This window comes from Caulobacter sp. FV1ye6ST, assembly GCF_058681225.1.
Genome location: NZ_CM178733.1, coordinates 2,271,878 through 2,295,777, shown reverse-complemented (window position 1 = coordinate 2,295,777; position 23,900 = coordinate 2,271,878). Strand labels below are relative to the sequence as shown.

General features: G+C 68.6%; 21 protein-coding genes. 14 read left to right on the top strand and 7 right to left on the bottom strand.

Features of this window, described 5'->3' with window-relative positions; genetic code table 11:
• The gene (gene aat / locus ACW175_RS11300; RefSeq protein ID WP_492104558.1) at positions 1 to 654 is read left to right on the top strand and encodes a leucyl/phenylalanyl-tRNA--protein transferase; all 654 of its coding nucleotides are present in this window, start codon (positions 1 to 3) and stop codon (positions 652 to 654) included.
• On the opposite strand, the gene ACW175_RS11295 is transcribed toward aat, so the two are convergent.
• Both ACW175_RS11295 and ACW175_RS11290 read right to left on the bottom strand, forming a co-directional pair.
• A complete protein-coding gene (locus ACW175_RS11295) occupies positions 591 to 1,256 on the bottom strand; it encodes a DUF2155 domain-containing protein (protein ID WP_492104557.1) in 666 nt (221 codons plus the stop codon). The genes aat and ACW175_RS11295 overlap by 64 nt on opposite strands.
• Positions 1,257 to 1,261: 5 nt before the next feature.
• A complete protein-coding gene (locus ACW175_RS11290) occupies positions 1,262 to 1,657 on the bottom strand; it encodes an NADH:ubiquinone oxidoreductase subunit NDUFA12 (protein WP_492104556.1) in 396 nt (131 codons plus the stop codon).
• 279 nt (positions 1,658 to 1,936) lie between these two features.
• On the opposite strand from ACW175_RS11290, the gene ACW175_RS11285 reads away from it, so the two are divergent.
• The 3 genes from ACW175_RS11285 (at position 1,937) to ACW175_RS11275 (ending at position 6,208) form a co-directional block, all read left to right on the top strand.
• Positions 1,937 to 4,678, top strand: coding sequence for a TSCPD domain-containing protein (locus ACW175_RS11285; protein WP_492104555.1), 2,742 nt, complete (start codon positions 1,937 to 1,939; stop codon positions 4,676 to 4,678).
• Positions 4,679 to 4,749: 71 nt separating this feature from the next.
• On the top strand, positions 4,750 to 5,241 hold the full coding sequence (locus tag ACW175_RS11280; RefSeq protein WP_492104554.1) for a pentapeptide repeat-containing protein: 492 nt from the start codon (positions 4,750 to 4,752) through the stop codon (positions 5,239 to 5,241).
• A gap of 94 nt (positions 5,242 to 5,335) precedes the next feature.
• Positions 5,336 to 6,208 carry a pentapeptide repeat-containing protein gene (locus ACW175_RS11275; RefSeq protein WP_492104553.1) on the top strand — a complete coding sequence of 291 codons (873 nt, stop codon included), beginning with the start codon at positions 5,336 to 5,338 and terminating at the stop codon, positions 6,206 to 6,208.
• 88 nt (positions 6,209 to 6,296) lie between these two features.
• Here the strand turns inward: ACW175_RS11275 and aspS are convergent, their stop codons facing one another.
• Both aspS and tpiA read right to left on the bottom strand, forming a co-directional pair.
• A complete protein-coding gene (gene aspS, locus ACW175_RS11270) occupies positions 6,297 to 8,135 on the bottom strand; it encodes an aspartate--tRNA ligase (RefSeq protein ID WP_492104552.1) in 1,839 nt (612 codons plus the stop codon).
• A 132-nt stretch (positions 8,136 to 8,267) separates the two neighbouring features.
• Positions 8,268 to 9,029, bottom strand: a complete 762-nt coding sequence (gene tpiA, locus ACW175_RS11265; RefSeq protein WP_492104551.1) for a triose-phosphate isomerase — start codon at positions 9,027 to 9,029, stop codon at positions 8,268 to 8,270.
• Between the two features lie 139 nt (positions 9,030 to 9,168).
• Here tpiA and ACW175_RS11260 point away from each other — a divergent pair, with 139 nt between their 5' ends.
• Positions 9,169 to 11,130, top strand: coding sequence for a peptidylprolyl isomerase (locus ACW175_RS11260; RefSeq protein ID WP_492104550.1), 1,962 nt, complete (start codon positions 9,169 to 9,171; stop codon positions 11,128 to 11,130).
• Positions 11,130 to 12,665 (top strand): anthranilate synthase component I, encoded by a 1,536-nt coding sequence (trpE, locus tag ACW175_RS11255; RefSeq protein WP_492104549.1) that lies wholly within the window; start codon positions 11,130 to 11,132, stop codon positions 12,663 to 12,665. Before ACW175_RS11260 ends, trpE begins: the two co-directional genes overlap by 1 nt.
• A gap of 28 nt (positions 12,666 to 12,693) precedes the next feature.
• Here the strand turns inward: trpE and ACW175_RS11250 are convergent, their stop codons facing one another.
• Positions 12,694 to 12,903, bottom strand: coding sequence for a hypothetical protein (locus tag ACW175_RS11250; RefSeq protein WP_492104548.1), 210 nt, complete (start codon positions 12,901 to 12,903; stop codon positions 12,694 to 12,696).
• Positions 12,904 to 13,019: 116 nt separating this feature from the next.
• Between ACW175_RS11250 and ACW175_RS11245 the strand changes: the two genes are divergently transcribed.
• The 6 genes from ACW175_RS11245 (at position 13,020) to lexA (ending at position 17,855) form a co-directional block, all read left to right on the top strand.
• Entirely contained in the window at positions 13,020 to 13,616 is a 597-nt protein-coding gene (locus ACW175_RS11245; protein WP_492104547.1) for an anthranilate synthase component II, read from the top strand.
• Positions 13,617 to 13,623: 7 nt separating this feature from the next.
• Positions 13,624 to 14,649 (top strand): anthranilate phosphoribosyltransferase, encoded by a 1,026-nt coding sequence (gene trpD, locus ACW175_RS11240; protein ID WP_492104546.1) that lies wholly within the window; start codon positions 13,624 to 13,626, stop codon positions 14,647 to 14,649.
• Positions 14,646 to 15,434: an indole-3-glycerol phosphate synthase TrpC gene (gene trpC, locus ACW175_RS11235; protein ID WP_492104545.1), complete on the top strand. Its 789-nt coding sequence runs from the start codon at positions 14,646 to 14,648 to the stop codon at positions 15,432 to 15,434. Before trpD ends, trpC begins: the two co-directional genes overlap by 4 nt.
• 110 nt (positions 15,435 to 15,544) lie before the next feature.
• Positions 15,545 to 16,111, top strand: coding sequence for a lysophospholipid acyltransferase family protein (locus ACW175_RS11230; RefSeq protein WP_492104544.1), 567 nt, complete (start codon positions 15,545 to 15,547; stop codon positions 16,109 to 16,111).
• Between the two features lie 76 nt (positions 16,112 to 16,187).
• Positions 16,188 to 16,979 (top strand): class I SAM-dependent methyltransferase, encoded by a 792-nt coding sequence (locus ACW175_RS11225; RefSeq protein WP_492104543.1) that lies wholly within the window; start codon positions 16,188 to 16,190, stop codon positions 16,977 to 16,979.
• A 171-nt stretch (positions 16,980 to 17,150) separates the two neighbouring features.
• The gene (gene lexA, locus ACW175_RS11220; RefSeq protein ID WP_492104542.1) at positions 17,151 to 17,855 is read left to right on the top strand and encodes a transcriptional repressor LexA; all 705 of its coding nucleotides are present in this window, start codon (positions 17,151 to 17,153) and stop codon (positions 17,853 to 17,855) included.
• Positions 17,856 to 17,928: 73 nt separating this feature from the next.
• Here the strand turns inward: lexA and ACW175_RS11215 are convergent, their stop codons facing one another.
• Together ACW175_RS11215 and ACW175_RS11210 are read right to left on the bottom strand one after the other, a co-directional pair.
• Positions 17,929 to 18,684 (bottom strand): isocitrate lyase/PEP mutase family protein, encoded by a 756-nt coding sequence (locus tag ACW175_RS11215; RefSeq protein ID WP_492104541.1) that lies wholly within the window; start codon positions 18,682 to 18,684, stop codon positions 17,929 to 17,931.
• Between the two features lie 72 nt (positions 18,685 to 18,756).
• Positions 18,757 to 20,898: a ComEC/Rec2 family competence protein gene (locus tag ACW175_RS11210; RefSeq protein ID WP_492104540.1), complete on the bottom strand. Its 2,142-nt coding sequence runs from the start codon at positions 20,896 to 20,898 to the stop codon at positions 18,757 to 18,759.
• A 162-nt stretch (positions 20,899 to 21,060) separates the two neighbouring features.
• Between ACW175_RS11210 and gltX the strand changes: the two genes are divergently transcribed.
• Both gltX and gltA read left to right on the top strand, forming a co-directional pair.
• Positions 21,061 to 22,488 (top strand): glutamate--tRNA ligase, encoded by a 1,428-nt coding sequence (gene gltX / locus ACW175_RS11205; protein ID WP_492104539.1) that lies wholly within the window; start codon positions 21,061 to 21,063, stop codon positions 22,486 to 22,488.
• A gap of 83 nt (positions 22,489 to 22,571) precedes the next feature.
• Entirely contained in the window at positions 22,572 to 23,852 is a 1,281-nt protein-coding gene (gltA, locus tag ACW175_RS11200; RefSeq protein WP_099577656.1) for a citrate synthase, read from the top strand.
• Positions 23,853 to 23,900 lie beyond the last annotated feature (48 nt).

The window sequence follows — 23,900 nt, the reverse complement described above, 5'->3', positions numbered from 1 at the left end:
ATGGACGACGCCTTCACGGTCGACGATCTGATCGCCTGCTACGCGCGCGGCGTCTTCCCCATGGCGGACGCCCGCGAGGACGAAAGCCTCTTCCTGATCGATCCCGAGCGGCGGGGCGTCCTGCCGCTCGGGGACTTTCATATTCCCAAGCGCCTGGCCCGCACGGTCCGCAACGGGCCGTACGAGGTGCGGATCGACACGGCTTTCGACACGGTCGTCGAAGCCTGCGCGGCCTCAAGGCCCGGGCGGGTCGAGACCTGGATCAACCACCCCATCCAACGCCTCTATGGCCAGCTCTACGCGCGCGGCCTGGCCCACAGCGTCGAGACCTGGCTGGGCGACGAGATGGTTGGCGGCCTCTATGGCGTATCGCTGGGCGGGGCGTTCTTCGGCGAGAGCATGTTCTCGACCGCGAGAGACGCCAGCAAGGTGGCGCTGGTGCATCTGGTGGCGCGGATGTTGGCCGGCGGCTATCAGCTGCTGGACACCCAGTTCCTGACCGATCACCTGACGCAGTTCGGCACGGTCGAGATCAGCCGCGCGGACTACCGCCGGCGGCTAGCCAAGGCCTTGGCGGTCCAGGGCGACTTCTACGGCTTGGCGGGCGGCGCGACCGGGATCGACTGCTTGCAGGCGATCAGCCAGGCGTCATAGACCGGATGCTGCAGCGGGTTCAGGCCCGGCGAGCTGGCGTACATCCAACCCTTGTAGACCTGACGTCCGGGCGGCGCGGCGCGTCCGGCCTGGGCCTTGGGCTGGGTGTCAACCACGACATAGGCCGCCGTTTCCGGGGCCACCTCATCGGCGGCGGCCGTCTCGCAGGCGCGGACCGTGAAGATCAGGGTCTTGTAGCGGATCGGCTGGCCGACCGGGACCTCGAACCGCATGGTCTCGGTCGTGACCTTGTCCAGGGCCTGCAGGATGGCGATCGTGTAGCGCTGGCGCTTGGCCGGCTCCGGCGGCTTGACCGGGGTCGTCGCGGCGGCCTTCGGCGGGGTCGTCGCGGCGGGCGGCGGTGAAGCCGGGGGAACGGGATTGGCGACCGCGGGCGAGACCGTGGTCGGCTGAGCCGGACGCAACTCGCCCGGCGTCGGCGCCGGCGCTACCGGGCGCGGAGCCGGCGCGACCGGGGCTTGGACGGCGGCCGGCGGGGTCTGGGCCTGCGGAGCGCTGTTCTGGCGCGCCACGGCGGCGCCCGTCGCGGCCAGGCCGGACAGGACCGCAGCGGTGGCGACCAGCAACGCCCGGCGGGCCATCGGGATTATTCCGGCTTCCAGGCTTCGTAGTCGCTGGTCGCGGCCGCGCGCTCGCCGCCACGGGTCAGCGACCCCTTCGGGCGCCAGGCGTGCACGGTGCCGGTCAGGTTCGGGATGTGATCCTTCTCCCAGTCGCGGCGGTTCAGCGGCGTCTGGGTCGGGACCTCGTCGAAGGTGTAGTGCAGCCAGCCGCTCCAGTCCGGCGGGACCTTGGAGGCCTCGGCATAGCCGCTGTAGATCACCCAGCGGCGCTTGCGCGCGTCATAGCTGTCGCTGTTGTCGCGGGCTTCGAAGTAGCTGTTGCCGTAATCGTCCTTGCCGACAAACAGGCCGCGGCGGCCGATGTGGAAACGCTGACCAATGGTCGCGCCGTTCCACCACGTGAAGATCGCTTTCAGCACTACGTTCGCACCCGAATTTATAAGGCTTCGCAGACCGCGACACGCACGGCGAAGCGGCCGGACTATAGGGTTTCGCGCCCTCAGCGTCCAGCGTCGCGCCATCGGCCGCGACTTCAACATCTTGTGGATTAGAGCCCCCACACCCGCAACATCTATTGAGGCTCGGCGATCAAGGTTCTAGCGTGGGGTGCGACCTTACGCGCATCCCGGCGGCACGGAATCAGCCGTTAGGAATTTGGTAAGACAATCAGACTGGCCGACCAGATCCGGAACTCGCCCATGCGCACCCCCGCCAAAGCCGCCGGAAGTGTTCCCGCGATGGAGTGGCGCGACCTCGAGCGCGCCGACGAGATCGTCGTGGTCTCGGCGCCCAGCGCGTGGAGCGACGCCCGAGTCGAGGCCTGGCTGGACTGGGCCGGCGAGATCGAGCCAAAGGCGGCCCTGGGCGGCGGCCCTGCCCGCTACGCCGAACGCGTGGCGCAGGCCGGCCTGGCGCGCGGCCTGTTCGGCGACAAGGCCGACGCCAGCGCCTTCCGCGAGGCCCTGCTGGCGACCATGCTGTCGGGGATCGCCACGCCGACCGGCGGCCAGGCGGGTCTGGACCTTTTGCCCGAGATCGCTGAGTTCGAGTTCCAAAGCATCGTCAGACAGAGCCTGGGCCGTCGCCGTGGCCGCGCCCTGGCCGCTCAGGCCTCGGCGCGGCTGGACGCCGCCCTGGCCCAGGTGGCCGACGCGGTCCGCCGCTGCTCCGGCGATCCGCGCGCCTGCGCCGACGTCCGCAAGAACCCGGCCCTGGCCCGCGCCGCCCGCAAGGCCCGCGAACTGGGCGCCGACGACCGCACCATCCTCGACGCCATCGCCACGGCCGACGCCCCGCGCACGCCGCTGGCCGAGCCGCCGGTCGTGGCGGAGATGGCGATGGTCACCTCGGCGTCGCGTCAGGACGTGGCCGCGGGCAACGAGGCCGCCGCCTTCGCCGCCCAGGTCGGCTGGGAGACCAGCGCCCTCACCCTGGCCCTGTCGCCGGTCGACGCGGAGCTCCTGGCGCGCGGCGTCGAGATCGGCGCGGCCATCGACGCCAGCGCCTTCCTCGACGCCGACGGCTTCGACGTCGAGCGCTTCACCTATGTCTGCCACCTGTGGGCCACGGCCCTGGAGCTGGAGCGCGGCGAGCGCCCGGCCCGCCTGGGCCTGGCCGGTGTCGGCGACTGCCTGCTCAGCCAGGGCTGGGCCCAGACCAGCACCGAAGGCCGCGACGGCGCGGCCGTCCTGTGGGCCCTCGCGGTGGGCACCGCGCTGTCGGCCAGCGCCGAGGCCGCCGCCGTCATGGGTCCGGACGCCGCCTTCGCCCAGGACAAGCAAAGCGTGCTCAAGACCCTGGCCGAGCGCCGGGTCCGCGCCGCCGCCTTGCGCTCGGCCCTGGCCACGGAGGCCGCCGCCGCCCTGGCCACCGCCCACGCCCTGGCCCGCAAGCACGGCCTGCGCTCCGCCGCCCTGGTCGGTCCGTTCGAGGACGCCGAAGCCACCCTACGCCTCGGCGGCGCTCCGGTCGGTCCGGCAGGCGCCATGTCCCCGGTATCGGTCGCCCAAACCGCCGACGGCTTCCTGCTCCCGACCTTCAGCCCCGCCGCCTTCGAGGCGCTGTCGAGCGAAGGCGTCGACCTGGACGCCGCGCGCCGCCACGCCCTGGGCCACGGCTCGCTGGCCGAGAGCCCGGCCATCGACCACGCCATGCTGCAGGCCCGCGGCTTCACCGCCCACGAGATCGAGAAGGCCGAGCACGCCCTTCGCGAGAACCACGGCCTGCGCGCCGCTTTCGCCCCGGCCGTGATTGGCGCGGGCTTCCTGCGTGACGTGCTGGGCGCCTCGGCCGAGGACGTGGCCCGCCGCGACTTCGACACCCTGGCCTTCGCCGACTTCTCGGCGACCGAGATCGCCGCCGCCGAGCGTCACGCCCTGGGCGCCGGCTCGCTGAACGACTGCGACGCGCTCAATCCCGAACTGCGCGAGGCCTTCAAATCGGTCGAGGCCCCGGCCCTCGCCGATCGCCTGGCCATGCTGGCCGCCGTAGAAGCCTTCGCCTGCCTGCCGACAGCGGTCTCCATCTCCGTGGCCTTCGACAGCCGCCCGGCCGACGCCGTGCGCGCCCAGGCCGCCGCCGCCCGCTCGGGCATTCGAGCGCTGCGCCTGCAACGCGCCGCCGCGCCGGCGGACTTCAAGCTGGACCTGCCCGACGAGCCCGCCGCCGAAGCGCCGCGCGCCGCCTCGCCCCTTCGCGAACAGATGGCCCGCGAACCCGTCGTCACCGAGCGGGTGGTCGAGAAGATCGTCGAGCGCGACCGCTCGCGCCGCCGCCTGCCCGATCGCCGCAAGGGCTACATCCAGAAGGCGGCCGTCGGCGGCCACAAGGTCTATCTGCACACCGGCGAGTACGAGGACGGCGAGCTTGGCGAGCTGTTCATCGACATGCACAAGGAAGGCGCGGCCTTCCGCAGCCTGATGAACAACTTCGCCATCGCCGTGTCGCTGGGCCTGCAGCACGGCGTGCCGCTGCACGAGTTCGTCGACGCCTTCGTCTATACGAAGTTCGAACCGGCGGGTCCGGTCACCGGCAACGACTCGATCAAGTCGGCGACCTCGATCCTGGACTACGTCTTCCGCGAGCTAGGCGTGTCGTACCTGGGACGCGACGACCTGGCCAATGGCGATCCGGGCGAGTTCAACGCCGACGGCCTGGGCGCGGGCAAGGGTCGACCGGGCGACGAGTTCGACGAAGCCGAGCCTGCTCCAGTGCCAGCCAGCCTGTTCATTTCAAAAGGTTTTTCGCGCGGAGCCGCGCATGACAACCTGGTCTTCGCCTCGTTCGGCCGCCGCCGTGTGGAAGGCCAGGATCGCCCCGGCGCCGAGGGCGAGATGTGCCCGGCCTGCGGCGACCTCTCGCTGACCAAGCGCGGCGGCATGACCGTCTGCGACACCTGCGGGGCCCAGTCGGACCGCCCGGGACCGATAGCCTCGTCTTGATCGCGTTCGGTTGGCGTTAAGCTTGCTTCGGCAGGGTGCGAACGCCCCTTTCGCGTAGGACCCGCGCCAGAATGAAACCGATCGCTCTTCTTCCGGCCCTCGCCGTGCTGGTCCTGGCCAGTTCGGCCGCCGCCCAGAACGCCGGCCAGATCTCGGCCGTCCGCAACGGCGCCAGTTGCCCGCGCTGCAACCTGTTCCAGGCCGACCTGTCGAACCTGGAGCTGAAGAACAAGAACCTGACGGGCGCGCGCCTGCGTCAGGCAGACTTCTCGACGGCGATCATGAACCGCACCCGCTTCACCGGCGGCGACCTGCGCGACGTCAACGCCTATGGCGCGGTCATGACCGGCGCCAGCTTTGTCCGCGCGGACCTGACCAACGCCAGCTTCGTCGGGGCCTATCTGCAGGGCGCGAATTTCTCCGGGGCCAGACTATCGGGAGCCAACTTCTCGGGCGCCGAAATGGACCGTGCGATCGGCCTCACCCAGGCGCAGCTGGACAAGGCGTGCGGCGACGGGTCGACCTATCTGCCGGGCAAGCTGCGCATCCCGCTCTGCCGTTAAATCCCCGTCATTACCGCAATTTAAGTGGCTTCCAGCGGGCCGTCGGTTCAAACCGTAACTCACACAGTCGCGTATGGACTGAACGGAGAACTTGATGTCCCGCCTGGGCGCTTCCATCGCCGCGTTGACCCTGAGCCTGCTGGCCATGTCCGGCCAGGCCCAGGCCTCGATCGAAGACAAGGACGTCGCCAAGCTGACCTCCTTCGGCGGGATGTGCGCCAACTGCGATCTCGCGGGCCGCAAGCTGATGAACGCCAAGTTCGCCGGCGCCAGGTTCGTCAGGGCCATACTGATCGGCTCCGACCTGCGCGGCGCGATGTTCTACGGCTCTGACTTCGGCTGGGCAGACCTGAGCCGCGCCGACCTGCGCGGCGCCGAGATGCGCGGCGCGAACTTCACCGGCGCGAACTTCACCGACGCCCGCATGTCCGGCATCGAGAGCAGCGGCGCCAACTTCACCCAAGCCACCCTCCTCCGCGTCGACCTCTCGTCGGCCGAGTTGCACGCCGCCCAGATGACCGGCGCCAACCTGCAGAAGGCGCGTTTCGCCAACGCCGAGCTGATCGCCGCCAACCTGTCGGGCGCAAACGCTCGTGACGCCGACTTCTCGAACGCCGACATCAACCACGCCAACTTCCAGGGCGCGCGCTTCGACGGCGCCCGGTTCCGCAACGCCGACATGACCGGCTCGAACCTGCGCGGCGCCATCTTCAACGGCGCGGACTTCCGCAACGCCGACCTGACCATGGTCAATCTCAGCGCCGCCGATCTGTCGAGCGCCCGTGGCCTGGAACAGGATCAACTGGACGAGGCCTGCGGCGACAGCTCCACCCGCCTGCCGTCGGGCCTGACCGTCCGGCCGTGCAACGGGATCAAGGGCGGACGCTTCATGCTCCTTCGGGAGGTTCCCAAGGCCCCGCCGGCCCCGCCCGCGCCCCCTGCCCCGCCAGCGCCCAAGAAGTGGTGATCGTCGCTCAAGGCCAGCCGACCAAGAAAAAGCCCTCCGATCTTTAGACCGGAGGGCTTCTTTGTTTCTGGGCTCTACCGCCCGCGCACTAAACCTTGATCGGCGGCGCGGTGCGGATGTGCAGCTCCTTGAGCTGCTTGTCGAGCACGTTGGCCGGCGCGTTCATCAGCAGGTCCTGGCCCTGCTGGTTCAGCGGGAAGGCGATGACTTCGCGGATGGCGACCTGGTCGGCCAGCAGCATGACGATACGGTCGATGCCAGGAGCCAGACCACCGTGCGGCGGGGCGCCATAGCGGAAGGCGTTCAGCATGCCGCCGAACTGGTCCTCGACCACTTCCGGGCCATAGCCGGCGGTGGCGAAGGCCTTCAGCATGATCTCGGGCTTGTGGTTCCGGATCGCGCCCGAGCACAGCTCGTAACCGTTGCAGACGATGTCGTACTGATAGGCGCGGATGGTCAGGGGGTCCTGGGTCTCCAGAGCCTCCAGACCGCCTTGCGGCATCGAGAACGGGTTGTGCGAGAAGTCGACCTTCTTCTCTTCCTCGTTCCACTCGAACATCGGGAAGTCGACGATCCAGCAGAACTTGAACTGGTTCTCGTCGACCAGCTTCAGCTCCGTGCCGACCCGCGTGCGGGCCAGGCCAGCGAACTTCGTGAACACCGAGGGATCGCCGGCCACGAAGAAGGCGGCGTCGCCGGCGCCGAGGCCCAGCGATTCCATCAGGGCCTGCGTCGGCTCGCCCAGGTTCTTGGCGATCGGGCCGCCCCAGCCGCCTTGGTCTTCCGACCAGAACACGTAGCCCAGGCCCGGCTGGCCTTCGCCCTGAGCCCAGCTGTTCATGCGATCGCAGAAGGCGCGGCTGCCGCCGGTCGGCGCCGGGATCGCCCAGATCTGGTTCTTGGCGTCCGCGCCCAGGATCTTGGCGAACAGGCCAAAGCCGCCCTCACGGAAGTGCTCCGAGACGTCCTGCATCTTGATCGGGTTGCGCAGGTCCGGCTTGTCGCTGCCGTACCAGGCCATCGACTGGGCATAGGTCAGGCGCTCGAAGCCCTGGTGCTCGAACGATTGGCCGAAATCGTTGGTGAAGGTGTGGGTTCCGTCGATCGGCGAGACCGGCTTGCCGCTCGAGAATTCCTCGAACACGCCGTGCATCACCGGCTCGATGGCCGCGAACACGTCTTCCTGCGTCACGAAGCTCATCTCGACGTCGAGCTGGTAGAATTCCAGCGAACGGTCGGCGCGCAGGTCTTCGTCGCGGAAGCACGGGGCGATCTGGAAATAGCGGTCGAAGCCGGAGACCATCAGCAGCTGCTTGAACTGTTGGGGCGCCTGCGGCAGGGCGTAGAACTTCTCGGGGTGCAGACGCGAAGGCACCAGGAAGTCGCGCGCGCCTTCCGGCGAGCTGGCCGTCAGGATCGGCGTCTGGAACTCGTTGAAGCCTTGCGCGAACATGCGGTTGCGGATCGACTGGATCACGCGCGAGCGCAGGACAATATTCTTGTGCAGGGTCTCGCGACGCAGGTCGAGATAGCGGTGCTTGAGGCGGATTTCTTCCGGATAGTCCGGCTCGCCGAAGACCGGCAGCGGCAACTCGGCGGCCTCGGACAGCACCTCGACGGCCGAGACGCGGATCTCGATCTCGCCGGTCGGCAGGTTCGGGTTCACGACGCTGGCGTCACGGGCGACGACCTCGCCGTCGATCTTGATCACGCTTTCGGCGCGCAGGCGCTCGACGATCGCGAAGCCCGGGGTCTCCGGGTGCAGGACGAGCTGCGTCAGACCGTGGTGGTCGCGCAGGTCGATGAAGACCAGCCCGCCGTGGTCGCGCTTGCGGTGGATCCAGCCCGACAGGCGCACCGAGGAACCGGTGTCGGAGGCGCGCAGAGCGCCGCAGTTGTGGGTGCGATAGGCGTGCATGGAGGTCATGAAAGTCTTGAATACGCGGTGATTTGCAAGGCGCGGTAAGGCGCACGTGGGCGCCATGATGTCAAGGATTCTGGGACGGCCAATGGGACGGGCCTTGCACTCGCACGGCCCGTCCGCGGACGCTTTTCAGCCCTAAGCGGCCTCGACGATGGCCAGGAAGTCCTTGGCCTTCAGCGAGGCGCCGCCGACCAGGGCCCCGCCGACGTCCGGCGCGGCCAGGATCTCCCGGGCGTTCTCGGGCTTCACCGAGCCGCCGTAGAGGATCTGGACGGCGGCGCCATGCTCGCCGAACAGAGCGACCAGCTCGGCGCGGATCGCCGCGTGCATCTCGATGATGTTGTCGACCGAGGCCACGTGGCCCGTGCCGATCGCCCATAGCGGCTCATAGGCGACATTGAAGGCCTTGCCGGCCAGGCAGGGCGGCAGGGAGTTGTGCAACTGGCCGACGACGAAGGACACCGCCTCCCCCGCTTCCCGCTGGGCCAGGCTCTCGCCGACGCAGACGATGGGCTCCAGGCCCGCGGCGATGGCGGCCTCGGCCTTGGCGGCGACCTGCTGGCAGGTTTCGCCGTGATCGGTGCGCCGCTCGGAGTGGCCGACGATGACCAGGGTTCCGCCGGCGTCGGCGATCATCTCGGCCGAGATGTCGCCGGTGTGCGCCCCACTGGCCTTGCCGTGGCAGTCCTGACCGCCGGTCAGGAGATGAGAACCCTCGACCGCCTCGGCGAGGCGGTGCAGCAGGGTGGCGGGCGGGAAGATGGCCACGCGGGCCCCGGCGGGCTGACGCTCCAGGCCCGCGGCGACCGCGCACGCCTCGTCGAGCGCGGCGGAGAGGCCGTTCATCTTCCAGTTTCCGGCGATCAGCGGCCGGGGAGTCGTGTTCGATAAGGTCATGAAGGCCTTCTTGGGGTCACGGTCCCCTGGGAAGTCAAGTCCACGCCGCTTGCCCACGCGCACACGGCTCTACTATACCCGCTGCTCTCGACCGCCGTGCTCATTCGCGCGGCGATCCGCCTGGAAGGTTTTCGAACGCATGCTCGCCGGTTTCCGCTCCTTCGCCAAATCGCCGTTCGCGGTGCTGCTGTTTGGCTTGCTGATCGTCAGCTTCGCCATTTTCGGCATCAGCGACGTCTTCAAGGGTCCCAAGGGCTCAGGCGTGATCAGCGCGGGCTCGCGCACACTGTCCGCCCAGGACTTCAAGCTGCGCTTCGACAACTACCGCAAGGGCATGGAACAACGCAGCGGCCAGGCCCTGACGCCCGACCAAGCTGTCGAGCAGGGCATCGACCGCCAGATCGTCCAGGAACTGGCTCTGCAGGAATCGATCGCCGCGGCCATCCAGGGGATGGGCGTGAAGCCGTCGGACAAGCTGGTCGGCGACATCGTGCACCAGCAGATGAGCCAGCTGCCGCCCAACCAGCGGCCGTTCAACCCGATCACCGGCAAGTTCGACCCGCAGATGTATGCCGGCCTCCTGGCCCAGAACAACCTGACACCGGCGAACTACGAAGCTTCGCTGCGCGACGAGATCGCCAACGCCCACTTCTTTTCCGCGGTCGCCGGCGGCCTGAAGGCCCCGCGCATCTATGCCGCCCTGCAAGGCGCCTATGTGCTGGAAGCGCGCGACGTCGCCGCCTTCGCCGTGAACCCGGCCTCGGTCGAGCGCCCGGCCCCGCCGACCGACGCCCAGCTGACCGCCTTCATGAAGGAAAACGCCGAGCGCCTGACTCGTCCGGAAACCCGCGTGCTGTCGATCATGCGCGTCAGCGCCAAGGCGCTGGAGCCGACCGTCGCCATCGATCCGGCCGCCGTGCGGAAGGCCTATGATTTCCGCAAGGACAGCCTGGCCAAGCCCGAGACCCGCACGATCATCCAGATCGTCGCTCCGGACGCCAAGGCGGCCGCCACCATTTCGCAGCGCCTGACCAAGGGCGAGGATCCCGTCGCTGTCGCCAAGACGTTCGGCAAGACCCCGCTGGTTCTGAACGACAAGCCCAAGACCGCCGTTCCGGACCGCAAGGTCGCCGACGCCGCCTTCAGCCTGGCCGCCGGTCAGGTGAGCGGCCCGATCACGGGCGAGCTGGGCGTCTCGGTCATCAAGATCGTCAAGGTCACGCCGGGCTCGACCGCCTCGCTGGAGAGCGTGCGCCCGCAGATCGAGGCCGAGGTGCGCACCCAGGCTTCGCAGACCAAGGCCTACGACCAGACCCAGGTCTATCAGGACGCCCATGACGCCGGCGCCGACCTGGTCGCCGCGGCTAGCAAGGCCGGCGCCCTGGTGCTGACGACCGCCCCGATCACCGCCCAAGGCGCGGACGAGACGGGCCAACCCGTCGCCGGCCTGACGCCGGACATCGTCAAGACCGCCTTCGGCCTGTCGCAGGGCGGCGAAAGCGACCTGATCGAGGCCGGCAAGGGCGAATACTACGCCGTGAAGGTCGAGAAGGTCGTCCCGGCAGCCCTGCCGCCCCTCGCCGAGATCAAGCCACAACTGACCGCCGTCTGGATGGGCCAGGAACTGAGCAAGCGCCTGAAGGCCAAGGCCGACGAACTGGTCGCTCGCGTCAAGAAGGGCGAGTCGATCGAGGCTGTCGCCGCTTCGGTGCAGTCCAAGGTCCAGAAGGTGCCGGGCCTGTCGCGCCAGAACGCCCAGCAGCACATGGGCCTGGGCCGCGAGTTCCTTGGCGCCGCCTTCCAGGCCAAGAACAATGAGGCCTTCGCCACCCGCGCTGGTCCGCAGGGCGAGGCCTATGTCGTCGCCAAGCTGGAGGCCATCCGTTCGGCCCCGACCGCCGCCATCGCCCAGATCGCCGCCATGGCGGGCGCCCAGTCGGGTGAAAGCCTGATGCGCGACCTCGGCGAAGCCTCCCGCAACGCCGCCAAGGTCCAGCTTAAGACCAAGAGCAACCTGACCCTGGCGCGCCAGGCCATCGGCGTCGACACCGACGCCCTGGCCAAGGCGGAAGCCGCCAAGGGCGGAAAGAAAGCCGAGTAATGAGTCTGGAGCCCGCGTTCGACGCCTTTTCGGAAATCTATGATTCCGGACGGCAGCAAGTCGTCTGGACCCGCCTGATCGACGATCTCGAGACCCCCGTCTCGGCCTATCTGAAGATCGCCCAAGCGCGTCCCTACAGCTTCCTGTTCGAGAGCGTCGAAGGCGGGGCCTGGCGCGGTCGCTACTCGATCGTGACCATGAACCCGGACCTGGTGTGGCGCTGTCGCGGCGACCAGGCCGAGCTCGCCGAGGGCGACGACATCGCCGCCGGGCGCTACACGCCCCAGCCGGGCGGCGCTCTGGACAGTCTGCGCGACCTGGTGGCTCAGGCGCGGATGGAGTTGCCCAAGGGCCTGCCGCCCATGGCCGCCGGCGTGTTCGGGGCCCTGGGCTACGATCTGGTGCGCCTGGTCGAGCGCCTGCCCGACATCAACGAGGACACTCTGGGCCTTCCGGACGGGATCATGACCCGCCCGTCGATCGTCGCCGTCTTCGACGCCATCGCCCAGGAGATCATCCTGACCACGGCCGTACGCCCGAAAGCCGGCGTCTCGGCCCACGACGCCTACGCCGCCGCCCGCGCGCGGATCGAGACGGTGATGGCCGACCTGCACCGGCCGCTGGCCCACGACGCGCCGCGCGCTCCCCGGGGGCCGATGGACTTCACGACTCCGGTCAGCCGCGCCGACTACGCCGATGTCGTCGCCAAGGCCAAGGACTACATCGCCGCCGGCGACATCTTCCAGGTCGTGGCCAGCCACCGCTTCCGCGCGCCCTTCGACCTGCCGCCGTTCGCGCTCTATCGCTCGCTGCGCCGGACCAATCCGTCGCCGTTCCTGTTCTTCCTGAACCTGGACGGCTTCAACCTGGTCGGCTCCAGCCCCGAGATCCTGGTCCGCCTGCGCGACAACAAGATCACCATCCGGCCGATCGCCGGCACCCGTCCGCGCGGCGCCACGCCCGAGGAAGACGCGGCGCTGGAAGCCGAACTACTGGCCGATCCCAAGGAACGCGCCGAGCACCTGATGCTGCTGGATCTGGGCCGCAACGACGTGGGTCGCGTGGCCATGCTGAACCACCAGGGCCGCAATGCTCCCGCTGAGCGTCCCAAGGGTCCGAACGTTCGCGTGACCGAGAGCTTCAAGATCGAGCGCTACAGCCACGTCATGCACATCGTCTCGAACGTCGAGGGCACGGCGCCCAACGGCGTCGATCCGGTCGACGTGCTGATGGCCGCCCTGCCCGCCGGCACGCTGTCGGGCGCGCCCAAGGTGCGGGCCATGGAAATCATCGACGAGCTCGAGGTCGAGAAGCGCGGCATCGGCTATGCCGGCGCTGTCGGCTACTTCGGCGCCGACGGTTCGGTCGACACCTGCATCGTGCTGCGCACGGCGCTGGTCAAGGACGGCATGATGTACGTCCAGGCCGGCGGCGGTATCGTCGCCGACAGCGATCCGGACGCGGAATATGACGAGACCCTGCACAAGTCCCGCGCCCTCAAGCGCGCGGCCGAGGAAGCCTGGCGATTCAGCTGAGCCTTAGGGCTGACGTCTTCCCTTTGGACTAAGGACCGCCCAGCCGGTCGTCCGGGAGGTGCTGAGTGACCGCCGGCGGCGCCAACACCATCACCGTGGCGAAGGCCAGCGCGCAGATCGCGGCGAAAGCCGCGGCGACCAGAACCGGCCCCATCTTCTGGATACGGTTCTTGCGCCGCAGCAGCGCGCGGACATAGGCGACGGCGACGGGGTCCAGGGCGGAATCACGCGGGTCCATCCCCATATGATGCTTGAAGACCGCGACCGCTGTAACCGTAACTGAAAGCCGCGCGCGAAAATGCCGCTACACATCAGGCCCGCGCAGGCTAGAACCGACCTCCGAAAGGCGGCGTCATGATCCTGGTCATCGATAACTACGACAGCTTCACCTACAACCTCGTCCACTATCTGAACGAGCTGGGGGCCGAGACGGTCGTCTACCGCAACGACGCGCTGACCGTGCAGGAGGCCTTGGGCCTGGCGCCGGCCGCCGTGCTGCTGTCTCCCGGCCCCAAGGCCCCGGACCAGGCCGGTATCTGCCTGCCGCTGCTGCGCGCCGCGCCCGAGGATCTGCCGATTCTGGGCGTCTGCCTGGGCCACCAGGCCATCGGCCAAGCCTACGGCGGCGAGGTCATCCGCGCCAAGGCCGTGATGCATGGCAAGGTCAGCAAGGTCCGCCACGACGACAAGGGCATCTTCAAGGGCCTGCCCAACCCCTTCACAGCGACGCGCTATCACAGCCTGGCGGTCCGCCGCGAAGACCTGCCGCCGGAGCTGGAGGTCACCGCCTGGACCGACGATGGCGAGATCATGGGCGTGCAGCACAGGACCCGCCCCGTGTTCGGCGTCCAGTTCCACCCGGAGTCGATCGCCACCGAGGGCGGCCACCAGATGCTGGCCAACTTCATGGACCTGTCGGGCGTCAAGCGCGACGCGGCGATCTGGGTCTAGCCGAGCCATGTCCGACGCTTTCAAGCCGCTGCTGGCCAAGCTGGCCGACGGCCAGACCCTGGACGACGCCGACGCGGAGATCTTCTTCGCGGCGTGCCTGCGCGGCGAGCCGACCCCGGCCCAGGTCGCCGCCGCCGTCACCGCCATGCGCCTGCGCGGGGAAACCGTGGGCGAGATCGCCGCCTGCGCCCGCGCCATGCGCCGCGCGGCCGTGCAGCTGGAGCATCCGTACGAGGTCATCGACGTCTGCGGCACCGGCGGCGATGGCCTGCATACCCTGAACATCTCCACCGCCGTCGGCTTCGTGGCCGCCGGTGGAGGCCTCAAGGTCGCCAAGCACGGCAACCGCGCCATCACCTCCAAGTCCGGCACGGCCGACGTCCTGACCGCCCTGGGCGTCAATATCGACGCCACGCGCGAGCAGCAGCGGCGTGCTCTGGACGAGGCCGGGATCTGCTTCCTGTTCGCCCAGGCCCATCACGGCGCGATGAAGCACGTCTCGCCGATCCGCCAACAGCTGGGCTTCCGCACCATCTTCAACCTGCTGGGCCCGCTGACCAATCCGGCCGGCGCCAGGCGACAGGTGGTCGGCGTCTCGGCCCCGCGCTTCGTCGAGCCGATCGCCAAGGCGCTGGGCGCGCTGGGCGCCGAGCGCGCCTGGTCGGTGCACGGCTCGGGCATGGATGAACTGACCACCACGGGCGAGACCGAGGTCGCCGAATGGCGCGACGGCCGCATCCATCTCTTCAAGATCACGCCCGAGGCCGTAGGCCTGCCGCGCGCCTCGCTGTCGGACATCACCGGCGGCGACCCCGACTTCAACGCCGCCGCCCTGACCCGCCTGTTCGACGGCGAACAGGGCGCCTATCGCGACATCGTGCTGCTGAACGCCGCCGCCGCCTTCCTGGTCGCCGACAAGGTCGAGACCCTGGTCGAGGGCATCGCGCTGGCCGCCGACATCATCGACGAAGGCCGCGCCAAGGCGGCCCTTGCCGGCCTGGTGGCCGCAACGAATACGGAAGCCGCCGCATGACCGACATCCTCGCCAAGATCGCCGCCTACAAGCGCGACGAGGTCACCGACCGCAAGCGTCGCCGCACCCAGGCCGCCCTGGACTCCGCGGCCCGCAACGCCTCGTCGCCGCGCGGCTTCAAGCGGGCGCTTGCTCAAGGCCACGCGCCCGGCAAGCTGTCGCTGATCGCCGAAATCAAGAAGGCCTCGCCCTCCAAGGGCCTGATCCGCGCCGACTTCGATCCGCCGGCCCTGGCCAGAAGTTACGAGGCCGGCGGCGCGGCGTGCCTGTCGGTGCTGACCGACGGACCCAGCTTCCAGGGCGCCGACGCCTATCTGATCGACGCCCGCGCGGCCGTCAGCCTGCCCTGCATCCGCAAGGATTTCCTGGTGGATCCCTGGCAGGTGTCCGAGAGCCGCGCCCTGGGCGCCGACGCCATCCTGGTCATCCTGGCGATGATCGACGACGTCCTGGCCGCCGAGCTGATGGCCGAGGCCAAGCGCCTGGGCATGGACGCCCTGATGGAGGTCCACGACGAGGCCGAGATGGCCCGCGCCGGCGCTCTGGGCGCGGACCTGGTGGGCATCAACAACCGCGACCTGAAGAGCTTCGTCGTCGATCTGGCCGTCACCGAACGGCTGTCGGCCCAGGCGCCGAAAGACGCCCTGCTGGTCACCGAGAGCGGCATCTTCACCCACGACGACGTGGTGCTGATGGAGGCGACCGGGGCCAAGGCCATGCTGGTCGGCGAAAGTCTGATGCGCCAGGCCGACGTCACGGCCGCCACCAAGGCCCTGCTCGGCTGACGGTTTGGGTACGCGCCATCTGGCGTTTTCCCCCTCGCCCGCTCACAGTCCCCTCAACAAGAAAAGCCGCCGCGTCAGGACGTCGGCGGACGCCACGCGAGGAAGCGCGAATGCATTGGGTCGCCCGCGTGGTGAATTGGTCCCTCGTCGCCTTCTTCAAGCGCGAGGGCTGGACGATCGAGGGCTCGGCGCCGACCACGACGCGCAAGTTCGTGATCATCGCCGCGCCGCACACCAGCAACTGGGACTTCGTCTATTTCCTGGGGGCGGCCGACGCGCTGAACCTGAAGCTCAGCTTCATGGGCAAGGCCTCGCTGTTCCGCTGGCCATTCGAGAAGCTTATGAAGGACCTGGGCGGCGTGCCGATCGACCGCTCCCAGTCGCGCGATACGGTCCAGGCCATGGCCGACGAGTTCGCCCGCCGCGACGAGTTCATGCTGACGATCTCGCCCGAGGGCACGCGCGGCAAGGCTGGCGGCTGGAAGACAGGCTTCTACAACATCGCCCTTAAGGCGGGCGTGCCGATGGTGCCTGGCTTCATGGACTACAAGCGCAAGGTCGTGGGCCTGGGTCCGGCGATGATTCCCAGCGGCGACTACGAGAAGGACCTGGCGGCGCTGGCGGCGTTCTATGCGCCGGTCACGCCCAAGCATCCGGAACTGAAGACCATCCTCTAGGGTGGATCAACGGCCGGGTTGGCTGAAGCTTGACCGCTCGCTAGGGTCCGGGCCGCTCTACCCAAAAAGGAATCGGATGCGGGCCTTTCTCTCCAAGCTACGGCGCGCCATGTCGCTGACGCCAGCGCCGCCGCCGTCCGACGCCGTCGCCGCTCCACAGGAGCTCTGGCACCTCGTCGGCGCCGCCGACGCCGACTTCATCCGCGTGGGCCAGCAGTTCAAGGAACTGTTCGTCGCCGCCGGCCTGCAGCCGCATCACGCCATCCTCGACGTCGGCTGCGGCATCGGCCGCGCCGCCGCGCCCCTGGTCGACTACCTCGACGCGAGAGGCCGCTATGCCGGCTTCGACGTCATGACCCAGGCCATCGACTGGTGCAAAGCCAACATCGCCGTCGGCGACCCGCGTTTCGACTTCACCCATGCCGACATGCACAGCGACCGGTACAATCCGGAGGGCTCGCGGCCGGCCAGCACCTTCGTCTTCCCCTATCCGGACGCCAGCTTCGACTATGTCTGGCTGGGCTCGGTGTTCACCCACCTGCTGGCCGCCGATCAGGCCCAGTTCGCCCGCGAGATCGCGCGGGTGCTGAAGCCGGGCGGGACCAGCATCGTCTCCTGGTACCTGATCGACGACGAGGCCCGCGCCAATACCGGAAACGGCGATATCGCCTTCGACTTCGTCCACGCCCTGGACGGCTGCTGGACCGCGACCCCCGACCTGCCTGAGGCGGTGATCGGTTACGACCTGAAGCCGATCCTGGCGCAGTACGAGGCCCTGGGCTTCGACGTGCTGAACCAGGCCCTTGGCGTCTGGCGCCGCCAGCCGATGCAGGACCAGGACATCATCATCGCCCGCAAGCGCGCTTGAAAGCTTTCGTTAAGCTTTTGATTCTGGTCGTCTTTTCCACTCTCAGAAGTTCTAGCCTTTGAATTTCCTCGACTTTTGACCAGCGGCGACGCTCGACTTGACTTTAAGGAAGAACGCCTAGAGAACATTCGCGAGGTTTGCGGTTTGTTCCGCGCTCCAGCCGAGGTCGACATGCTTACCCGCAAGCAGCACGAACTGCTGATGTTCATCCACGAGCGGATCAAGGAGACCGGCGTCTCCCCGTCTTTCGACGAGATGAAGGAGGCCCTGGACCTGGCGTCCAAGTCGGGCATCCACCGGCTCATCACGGCCCTGGAGGAACGCGGCTTCATTCGCCGTCTCGCGCACCGCGCCCGCGCGCTGGAAGTGGTGAAGCTGCCGCAGCAGGCCACGACGGCCGCTCCGCCCAAGGGGCGCGGCGCCTTCCGGCCGCAGGTGTTCGAAGGCGGCGGCGCGCCGTCGTCGGCTCCCGCATCCGCCCCGCCGGCCAATGACAGCCGCGAACTGCCGATCCTGGGCAAGATCGCCGCCGGCACGCCGATCGACGCCATCCAGCACGAGCGCGAGCGCCTGCCGGTGCCTGAATCGATGCTGGGCAATGGCGAGCACTATGTCCTCGAGGTGCAAGGCGACTCGATGATCGAGGCCGGCATCCTCGACGGCGACTATGTGATCATCAAGAAGGGCGACACCGCCACCTCGGGCGAGATCGTGGTCGCCCTGGTCGGCGAGGAAGCCACCCTCAAGCGCTTGCGCAAGAAGGGCGGTTCGATCGCCCTGGAAGCCGCCAATCCGAAATACGAGACCCGCATCTTCGGCCCCGACCAGGTCGAGGTGCAGGGTAAGCTGGTGGGCCTAATCCGCCGATATCACTAGGCGTTCCAGAGCGCTCGAAATTCGGCCCCGATCTTCATCCGAGGATCGGGGCCTTTTCGTACGGAGGTGACGCTTAGAGCCGGCCCTCCTCCGCCAGACGCTTGGCGGCCACGTCGAAGCCGGCCCAGGCCGCCGCCGCCAGCGATCCGCCCGTGCTGACCCGGCGCACGCCCAGAGCGCCCATGCTCGCGACCGACATATCCGCTCCCCAGAGCAGGACGTTGACCGGCTTGGGCGCCACGGCCTGGACGATCGCGCGGATCTCGTCCGGATCGGTCACCGCTGGCGCGTAAAGGCAATCAGCGCCCGCCTCCGCATACGCCTTGAGCCGCTCCAGGATCGGGGCAAGATCGCGGTTGCCGCGCAGATAGCCCTCGGCGCGGCCGACCAGGATCACGTCCTGGCCCGAAGCGTCGATCGCCGCGCGGGCGGCCTTGAGGCGCTCCACCGCGACCGCGAGATCGTAGAGCGCCGAGCCCGACCAGTCCTCGATGGACAGGCCCGCCACACCAGCCTCAATGGCCAGGGTCACGCTCTCGCCGACGCCTTCGGGCGTGTCGGAAAAGCCGGCCTCGAAATCGGCGTTCACCGGCAGGTCGGTGGCGGCGCAAAGCACGCGCAGATGGGCGATGACCTCGTCGCGGGTGACCTGGCCGTCGTCCTTGCCCATGGACCAGGCCATGCCGGCGCTGGTAGAGGCCAGAGCCTTGAACCCCTGCTTCTGCAACCGCTTGGCGCTGCCGCCGTCCCAAGGGTTCGGCAGAGTGAAGCAGCCGTCGGCGTGCAGGGCGCGGAAGTCGGCGCGGCGGGCGGCGAACGGGTTTGGCATGACAGCGTCTCCTAGAGTGCTGCTGAAGCTCTAGCCCCCGCTAGTGACATCGGCTGTCAGCAGGCGGCTCGCCTACGGACGGCTCCAAGGCCGGTCGCCGCGCAGGGGCTGAGCCCAGACGATGCGCCAGCCATCGGAACGGCGATAGAGCTCGGCTGCCCCACCCTGTTCGAAATCCTCGGCGGTCAGCAGCACGGTGTCGGCGCACAGCGGCGGGGTTCGAGCAGGAGCCGGCCCGCGGATCACCACGACCTCGCTTCGGACGCACAGGCTCGACAGCGTCTCGGCGTCGGGCGTCTTGCGGCTCCAGGCCAGAGACAGCCGCACGGGGGCGCCCGGTTCCGGCGCGCAAATCCTCTTGTCGCAGGCATAGAGGCTCCAGGTCGCCGGCGTCAGGCCGCGCCGTCGCGCCCATAGCTCCGCTCCGAACCGCTTGGCGTCGGTGCGCAGCAGCACGGCGGCGTCGCCCGAGCGGACGGCGGCGGTTGCTCCGTCGGCGGCGATCCAGGCGTCCGGCGCGGCGGGTCTTGGCCAAAGCGCGACCGCCAGGGCCAGCGGCGCGCCGATCCAGCGCAGACGGCCGCGCCAGAGGCAAAGAATCATCAGGCCCAGGAAGGCGACCACCAACACCTGCGGCGGCGCGCTGGCCACGATCCGCTGGGCGCCCTGGGCGTCGGCGAAGCCATGGGCGATCCCGACCATACCGTCGACGCCCCAGCCGGCCACCGTCAGGAAGGGCGCGCCCAGGCCGAACGGCTCCAGCAAGGTTCCGACCGCCAGGAACGGCATGATCACGAACGACGACAGCGGCGCGACCGCCAGGTTGGCCGGCAGACCCCAGACGGCGACGCGGTTGAAATGCTGCATGGCGAAAGGCGCGGTCGCCAGGCCCGCCACCAGGCTGGTCGCGACCGAGGCCGTCAGCCAGGTCAGCCCCGCCTGCGGCCAGCGGATCCACCACGGCGTCGAGATCTCCTTGACCGGTCGCGGCCAGCCCTCCGCCAAGGCCACCAGGGCGGCGGTGGCGGCGAACGACATCTGGAATCCCGGCTCGCCGGCGGTTTCGGGCTTCATGGCCAGGATCACCAGCGCCGCGAGCGCCAAGCCGTGCAGGGTGATCGCCCGCCGATCGAACAGAATGGCCAGGAACGCCACGCTGGCGGTGATCGCGGAACGCTCGGCCGGCGGCGGCGCGCCGGAGATGACCAGATAGCCCAGCACGGCGACGAGCCCCGCGACCGCGGCGATTTTCTTGCCGGGCGCGCGCAGGGCCAGCCAAGGCCAGGCGGCGACGGCCAGCCGGACCGCGCCGAACATGAAGCCGCCGACAATGGCCATGTGCAGCCCGGAAATCGAGATGATGTGCGCCAGGCCGGACGCCCGCATGGCGTCGGTCTGATCCTGGGTGATCCAGGCTTCATGGCCCGTGACCATGGCCGCGCCGAGACCGCCGCTGGTCGGGCCCATCCTGGCGTGGATCCGCTGAGCCAGGCGCCATCTGAAAGCGTTGACCGCCATGGTCGCTCGCAGGCTCAACGGCGGCGGATCCAGCCGCGCCATCCCCAGTTCGCCAATCACGAAGCCGACGCCTCCGATCGAGTCGAACCAGGCGTCGCGACCGAAGTCGTAGGACCCCGGCGCGGCGGGCGGCGGCGGCGGTCCCAACATCGCCCGCAGTCGAACCGCCTGCCCCGGCGCTGGCGTTTCATTCTCACCGATCGTCACCCGGATCCGGCGCGGCGTTCTGTCGGCCGACAAGCCCGAGACCGCCACGGGCGCGATCAGCAGGCGCGGTCCGCCCGCGCCGGGACTGACGACATCGACCACGAAGCCGTCCACCCGTCGCACGACCCTCTCACCGCCCACGAGGGGCGCCGCCACCCGGTCGCCGCGGATCTTGGCGGCCAGACCGCCGGCGGCCCCGAACGCGGCCAGGCTGGCCAGCACGACGAAGCCGCGCGGCGCGTTCCACCGCCGAAAGACCCACCAGATCGCCGCCAGCGATCCGGTCGCCAAGGCCAGCATCCAGAGCGCGGGTTCGGCGCCGGCCTCCAGATAGCCCGCCGCCCCCAGACCGAACGCCACGGGCGTCCACAGGAACGCCCGCTCCAGATTGACTCGTCCTTCCGCCAGCAGCGTGGCCTTCACGGCGGACCACGACAGGCGCGGCGCGGAGGCCGACGGCGCCGTCTCGGCGACTTCTACGCCTAACACCCGGAAACCCTTGCGGTTTTGACGGAGGAGCCAAGATCGCCGCGCGTCGGAAAACCGCTAGGTCCGGCACGAAGCGGCGTGCTAAGACGCGCCGCCCAAGCCGCCTTGCGGTTCGTGCTCGTCAACGCCATTTCGGCGTCCAGCCCCACAGTCTTGAAGCTCATGTCGAACCCCACTCCCACCGGCCCCATCGCGACGGGCGTCGTCACGCGCTTCGCCCCCTCGCCCACCGGCTTCCTGCATATCGGCGGCGCCCGCACGGCGCTGTTCAACTGGTTATATGCGCGCCATACGGGAGGGAAGTTCCTTGTTCGCGTCGAGGACACCGATCGCGAACGTTCGACCGAGGCCGCTGTCGCGGCGATCTTCGAGGGCCTGAACTGGCTGGGCCTGGAATCGGACGACGAGGTCGTCTTCCAGCACACCCGCGCCCCGCGTCACGTCGAGGTCGTCCACGAACTGCTCGCGAAGGGCCGCGCCTATCGCTGCTGGATGACCGTCGAGGAACTGGAAGTCGCCCGTGAGAAGGCGCGCGCCGAAGGCAAGGCGATCCGCTCGCCTTGGCGTGATGCGCCCGAAGGCGATCTGGCGGTCCCGCACGTGATCCGCTTCAAGGGCCCGCTGGACGGCGAGACCGTGGTCAACGACCTGGTCAAGGGTCCGGTGACGTTCAAGAACATCGAGCTGGACGATCTGGTCCTGCTCCGGGCTGACGGGGCGCCAACCTACAACCTCGCCGTGGTGGTCGACGACCACGACATGGGCGTCACCCACGTGATCCGCGGCGATGACCACCTGAACAACGCCGCCCGCCAGAGCCTGATCTATCAGGCGATGGACTGGGACCTGCCGGCCTTCGCCCACATCCCGCTGATCCACGGCCCCGACGGCGCCAAGCTGTCCAAGCGCCACGGCGCCCAGGCCGTCGGTGAGTTCGCCGATCTTGGCTATATCGCCGAAGGCATGCGCAACTACCTGGCGCGCCTGGGTTGGGGCCATGGCGACGACGAAGTGTTCGATGACGAACAGGCGATCAGCTGGTTCGACGTCAAGGACGTGGTCAAGGCGCCAGCGCGCCTGGACTGGGCCAAGCTGAACCACACGAACGCCCAGCACCTGCGCAAGGCCGACGACGCACGCCTGACGGATCTCGCACTCGAAGCCGCTCAAAAGCGTGGCGAGCCCCTGCCCGCCGACGCCCGCGAGCGCATCGCCCGCACGGTTCCGGAAGTGAAGGAAGGCGCCAAGACCATCCTGGAGCTGGTCGACCATTGTGCGTTCGCACTGAAGGTCCGACCGTTCGCGCTGGAGGAGAAAACCCAAAAGCAGCTGACCGAAGAAACCGTCGAGCGCCTCAAGCGCTTGCGCGATCAACTGGCCGCCGCCCCGGCCTTCGATGCGGCGACGCTGGAAACCGTGTTGAAAACGTTCGCGGAATCGGAAGGCGTCGGGTTTGGCAAGTTCGGTCCGGCCCTGCGCGGCATTCTGACCGGCGGCGCCCAGGCGCCGGATCTTAACAAGACCATGGCAGCACTCTCCCGCGAAGAGAGTTTGGGGCGCCTTGACGACGCCCTGGCGCCGCGCGCATGAGGCGCTATAACGCACCTGCAAAAACGAAAGTTGGACTGCCCATTCCACTTATGAACGGGGCCAATTTATGAAGGGGTCTAAGTATGACCGATAAAGCCACGCTGACGATCGGCGACAAGAGCTACGACCTGCCGATCCTCAAGGGCAGCACGGGTCCGGACGTCCTCGACATCCGGAAAGTCTACGCCGAAAGCGACCACTTCACGTTCGATCCGGGCTTCACCTCGACCGCGTCGTGCGAAAGCAAGATCACCTATATCGACGGCGACGCGGGCATTCTGCTGCACCGCGGCTATCCCATCGACCAGTTGGCCGAGAAGTCCTCGTTCCTCGAGGTCTGCCACCTGCTGCTGAACGGCGAACTGCCCAGCGCGGACGAGTTCGCCCAGTTCGAAAAGAACATCACCTATCACACGATGCTGCACGCGCAGTTCGACGCCTTCTTCCAGGGCTTCCGTCGCGACGCGCACCCGATGGCCGTCATGACCGGCGCCGTCGGCGCCCTGTCGGCCTTCTACGCCGACAGCATAAATGTGGACGACGCGCGTGAGCGCGAGATCAGCGCCCATCGCCTGATCGCCAAGATGCCGACGATCGCCGCCCGCGCCTACAAGTACACGGTCGGCCAGCCGTTCGTGTCGCCGCGCAACGACCTGTCGTATTCGGAAAACTTCCTGCGCATGTGCTTCGCCGTGCCGGCCGAGGACTGGAAGCCGAACCCGGTGCTGACCCGCGCCATGGACCGGATCTTCATCCTGCACGCCGACCACGAGCAGAACGCCTCGACCTCGACCGTCCGTCTGGCCGGCTCGTCGGGCGCGCACCCGTTCGCCTGCATCGCCGCTGGCATCGCCTGTCTGTGGGGCCCGTCGCACGGCGGCGCCAACCAGGAAGCGCTGGAGATGCTGGAGACCATCGGTTCGGTCGAGAACATCCCGGACTACGTCCAGGGCGTGAAGGACCGCAAGTACAAGCTGATGGGCTTCGGTCACCGCGTGTACAAGAACTTCGACCCGCGCGCCAAGGTCATGCAGAAGACCGCCCACGAAGTGCTGGCGGAACTGGGCCACAACAACGACCCGCTGCTGCAGGTCGCCCAGGAACTGGAAAAGGTCGCCCTGAGCGATCCGTACTTCATCGATCGCAAGCTGTACCCGAACATCGACTTCTATTCGGGCATCACCCTGCGCGCGATGGGCTTCCCGACCAACATGTTCACCGTGCTGTTCGCCCTGGCCCGCACCGTCGGCTGGATCAGCCAGTGGAAGGAAATGTTCGAGGACCCCACCCGCAAGATCGGTCGTCCGCGTCAGCTCTACACGGGCGCCACGCAACGCGACTACGTCCCGGTCGAAAAGCGCTAGGCGCTTCTCCCTCGGAGACACGGATCAGGCCCCGCTTCGGCGGGGCCT

Excerpts from the sequence above, each read along its gene's own strand:
- trpC (WP_492104545.1), top strand. The coding sequence starts at position 14,646 with ATGACCGACATCCTCGCCAAGATCGCCGCCTACAAGCGCGACGAGGTC.
- ACW175_RS11250 (WP_492104548.1), bottom strand. The coding sequence starts at position 12,903 with ATGGACCCGCGTGATTCCGCCCTGGACCCCGTCGCCGTCGCCTATGTC.
- ACW175_RS11230 (WP_492104544.1), top strand. The coding sequence starts at position 15,545 with ATGCATTGGGTCGCCCGCGTGGTGAATTGGTCCCTCGTCGCCTTCTTC.
- trpE (WP_492104549.1), top strand. The coding sequence starts at position 11,130 with ATGAGTCTGGAGCCCGCGTTCGACGCCTTTTCGGAAATCTATGATTCC.
- ACW175_RS11275 (WP_492104553.1), top strand. The coding sequence starts at position 5,336 with ATGTCCCGCCTGGGCGCTTCCATCGCCGCGTTGACCCTGAGCCTGCTG.
- aspS (WP_492104552.1), bottom strand. The coding sequence starts at position 8,135 with ATGACCTCCATGCACGCCTATCGCACCCACAACTGCGGCGCTCTGCGC.
- aat (WP_492104558.1), top strand. The coding sequence starts at position 1 with ATGGACGACGCCTTCACGGTCGACGATCTGATCGCCTGCTACGCGCGC.
- trpD (WP_492104546.1), top strand. The coding sequence starts at position 13,624 with ATGTCCGACGCTTTCAAGCCGCTGCTGGCCAAGCTGGCCGACGGCCAG.
- tpiA (WP_492104551.1), bottom strand. The coding sequence starts at position 9,029 with ATGACCTTATCGAACACGACTCCCCGGCCGCTGATCGCCGGAAACTGG.
- ACW175_RS11260 (WP_492104550.1), top strand. The coding sequence starts at position 9,169 with ATGCTCGCCGGTTTCCGCTCCTTCGCCAAATCGCCGTTCGCGGTGCTG.
- ACW175_RS11285 (WP_492104555.1), top strand. The coding sequence starts at position 1,937 with ATGCGCACCCCCGCCAAAGCCGCCGGAAGTGTTCCCGCGATGGAGTGG.
- ACW175_RS11280 (WP_492104554.1), top strand. The coding sequence starts at position 4,750 with ATGAAACCGATCGCTCTTCTTCCGGCCCTCGCCGTGCTGGTCCTGGCC.
- ACW175_RS11225 (WP_492104543.1), top strand. The coding sequence starts at position 16,188 with ATGCGGGCCTTTCTCTCCAAGCTACGGCGCGCCATGTCGCTGACGCCA.
- ACW175_RS11295 (WP_492104557.1), bottom strand. The coding sequence starts at position 1,256 with ATGGCCCGCCGGGCGTTGCTGGTCGCCACCGCTGCGGTCCTGTCCGGC.
- ACW175_RS11215 (WP_492104541.1), bottom strand. The coding sequence starts at position 18,684 with ATGCCAAACCCGTTCGCCGCCCGCCGCGCCGACTTCCGCGCCCTGCAC.
- gltA (WP_099577656.1), top strand. The coding sequence starts at position 22,572 with ATGACCGATAAAGCCACGCTGACGATCGGCGACAAGAGCTACGACCTG.
- ACW175_RS11245 (WP_492104547.1), top strand. The coding sequence starts at position 13,020 with ATGATCCTGGTCATCGATAACTACGACAGCTTCACCTACAACCTCGTC.
- lexA (WP_492104542.1), top strand. The coding sequence starts at position 17,151 with ATGCTTACCCGCAAGCAGCACGAACTGCTGATGTTCATCCACGAGCGG.
- gltX (WP_492104539.1), top strand. The coding sequence starts at position 21,061 with ATGTCGAACCCCACTCCCACCGGCCCCATCGCGACGGGCGTCGTCACG.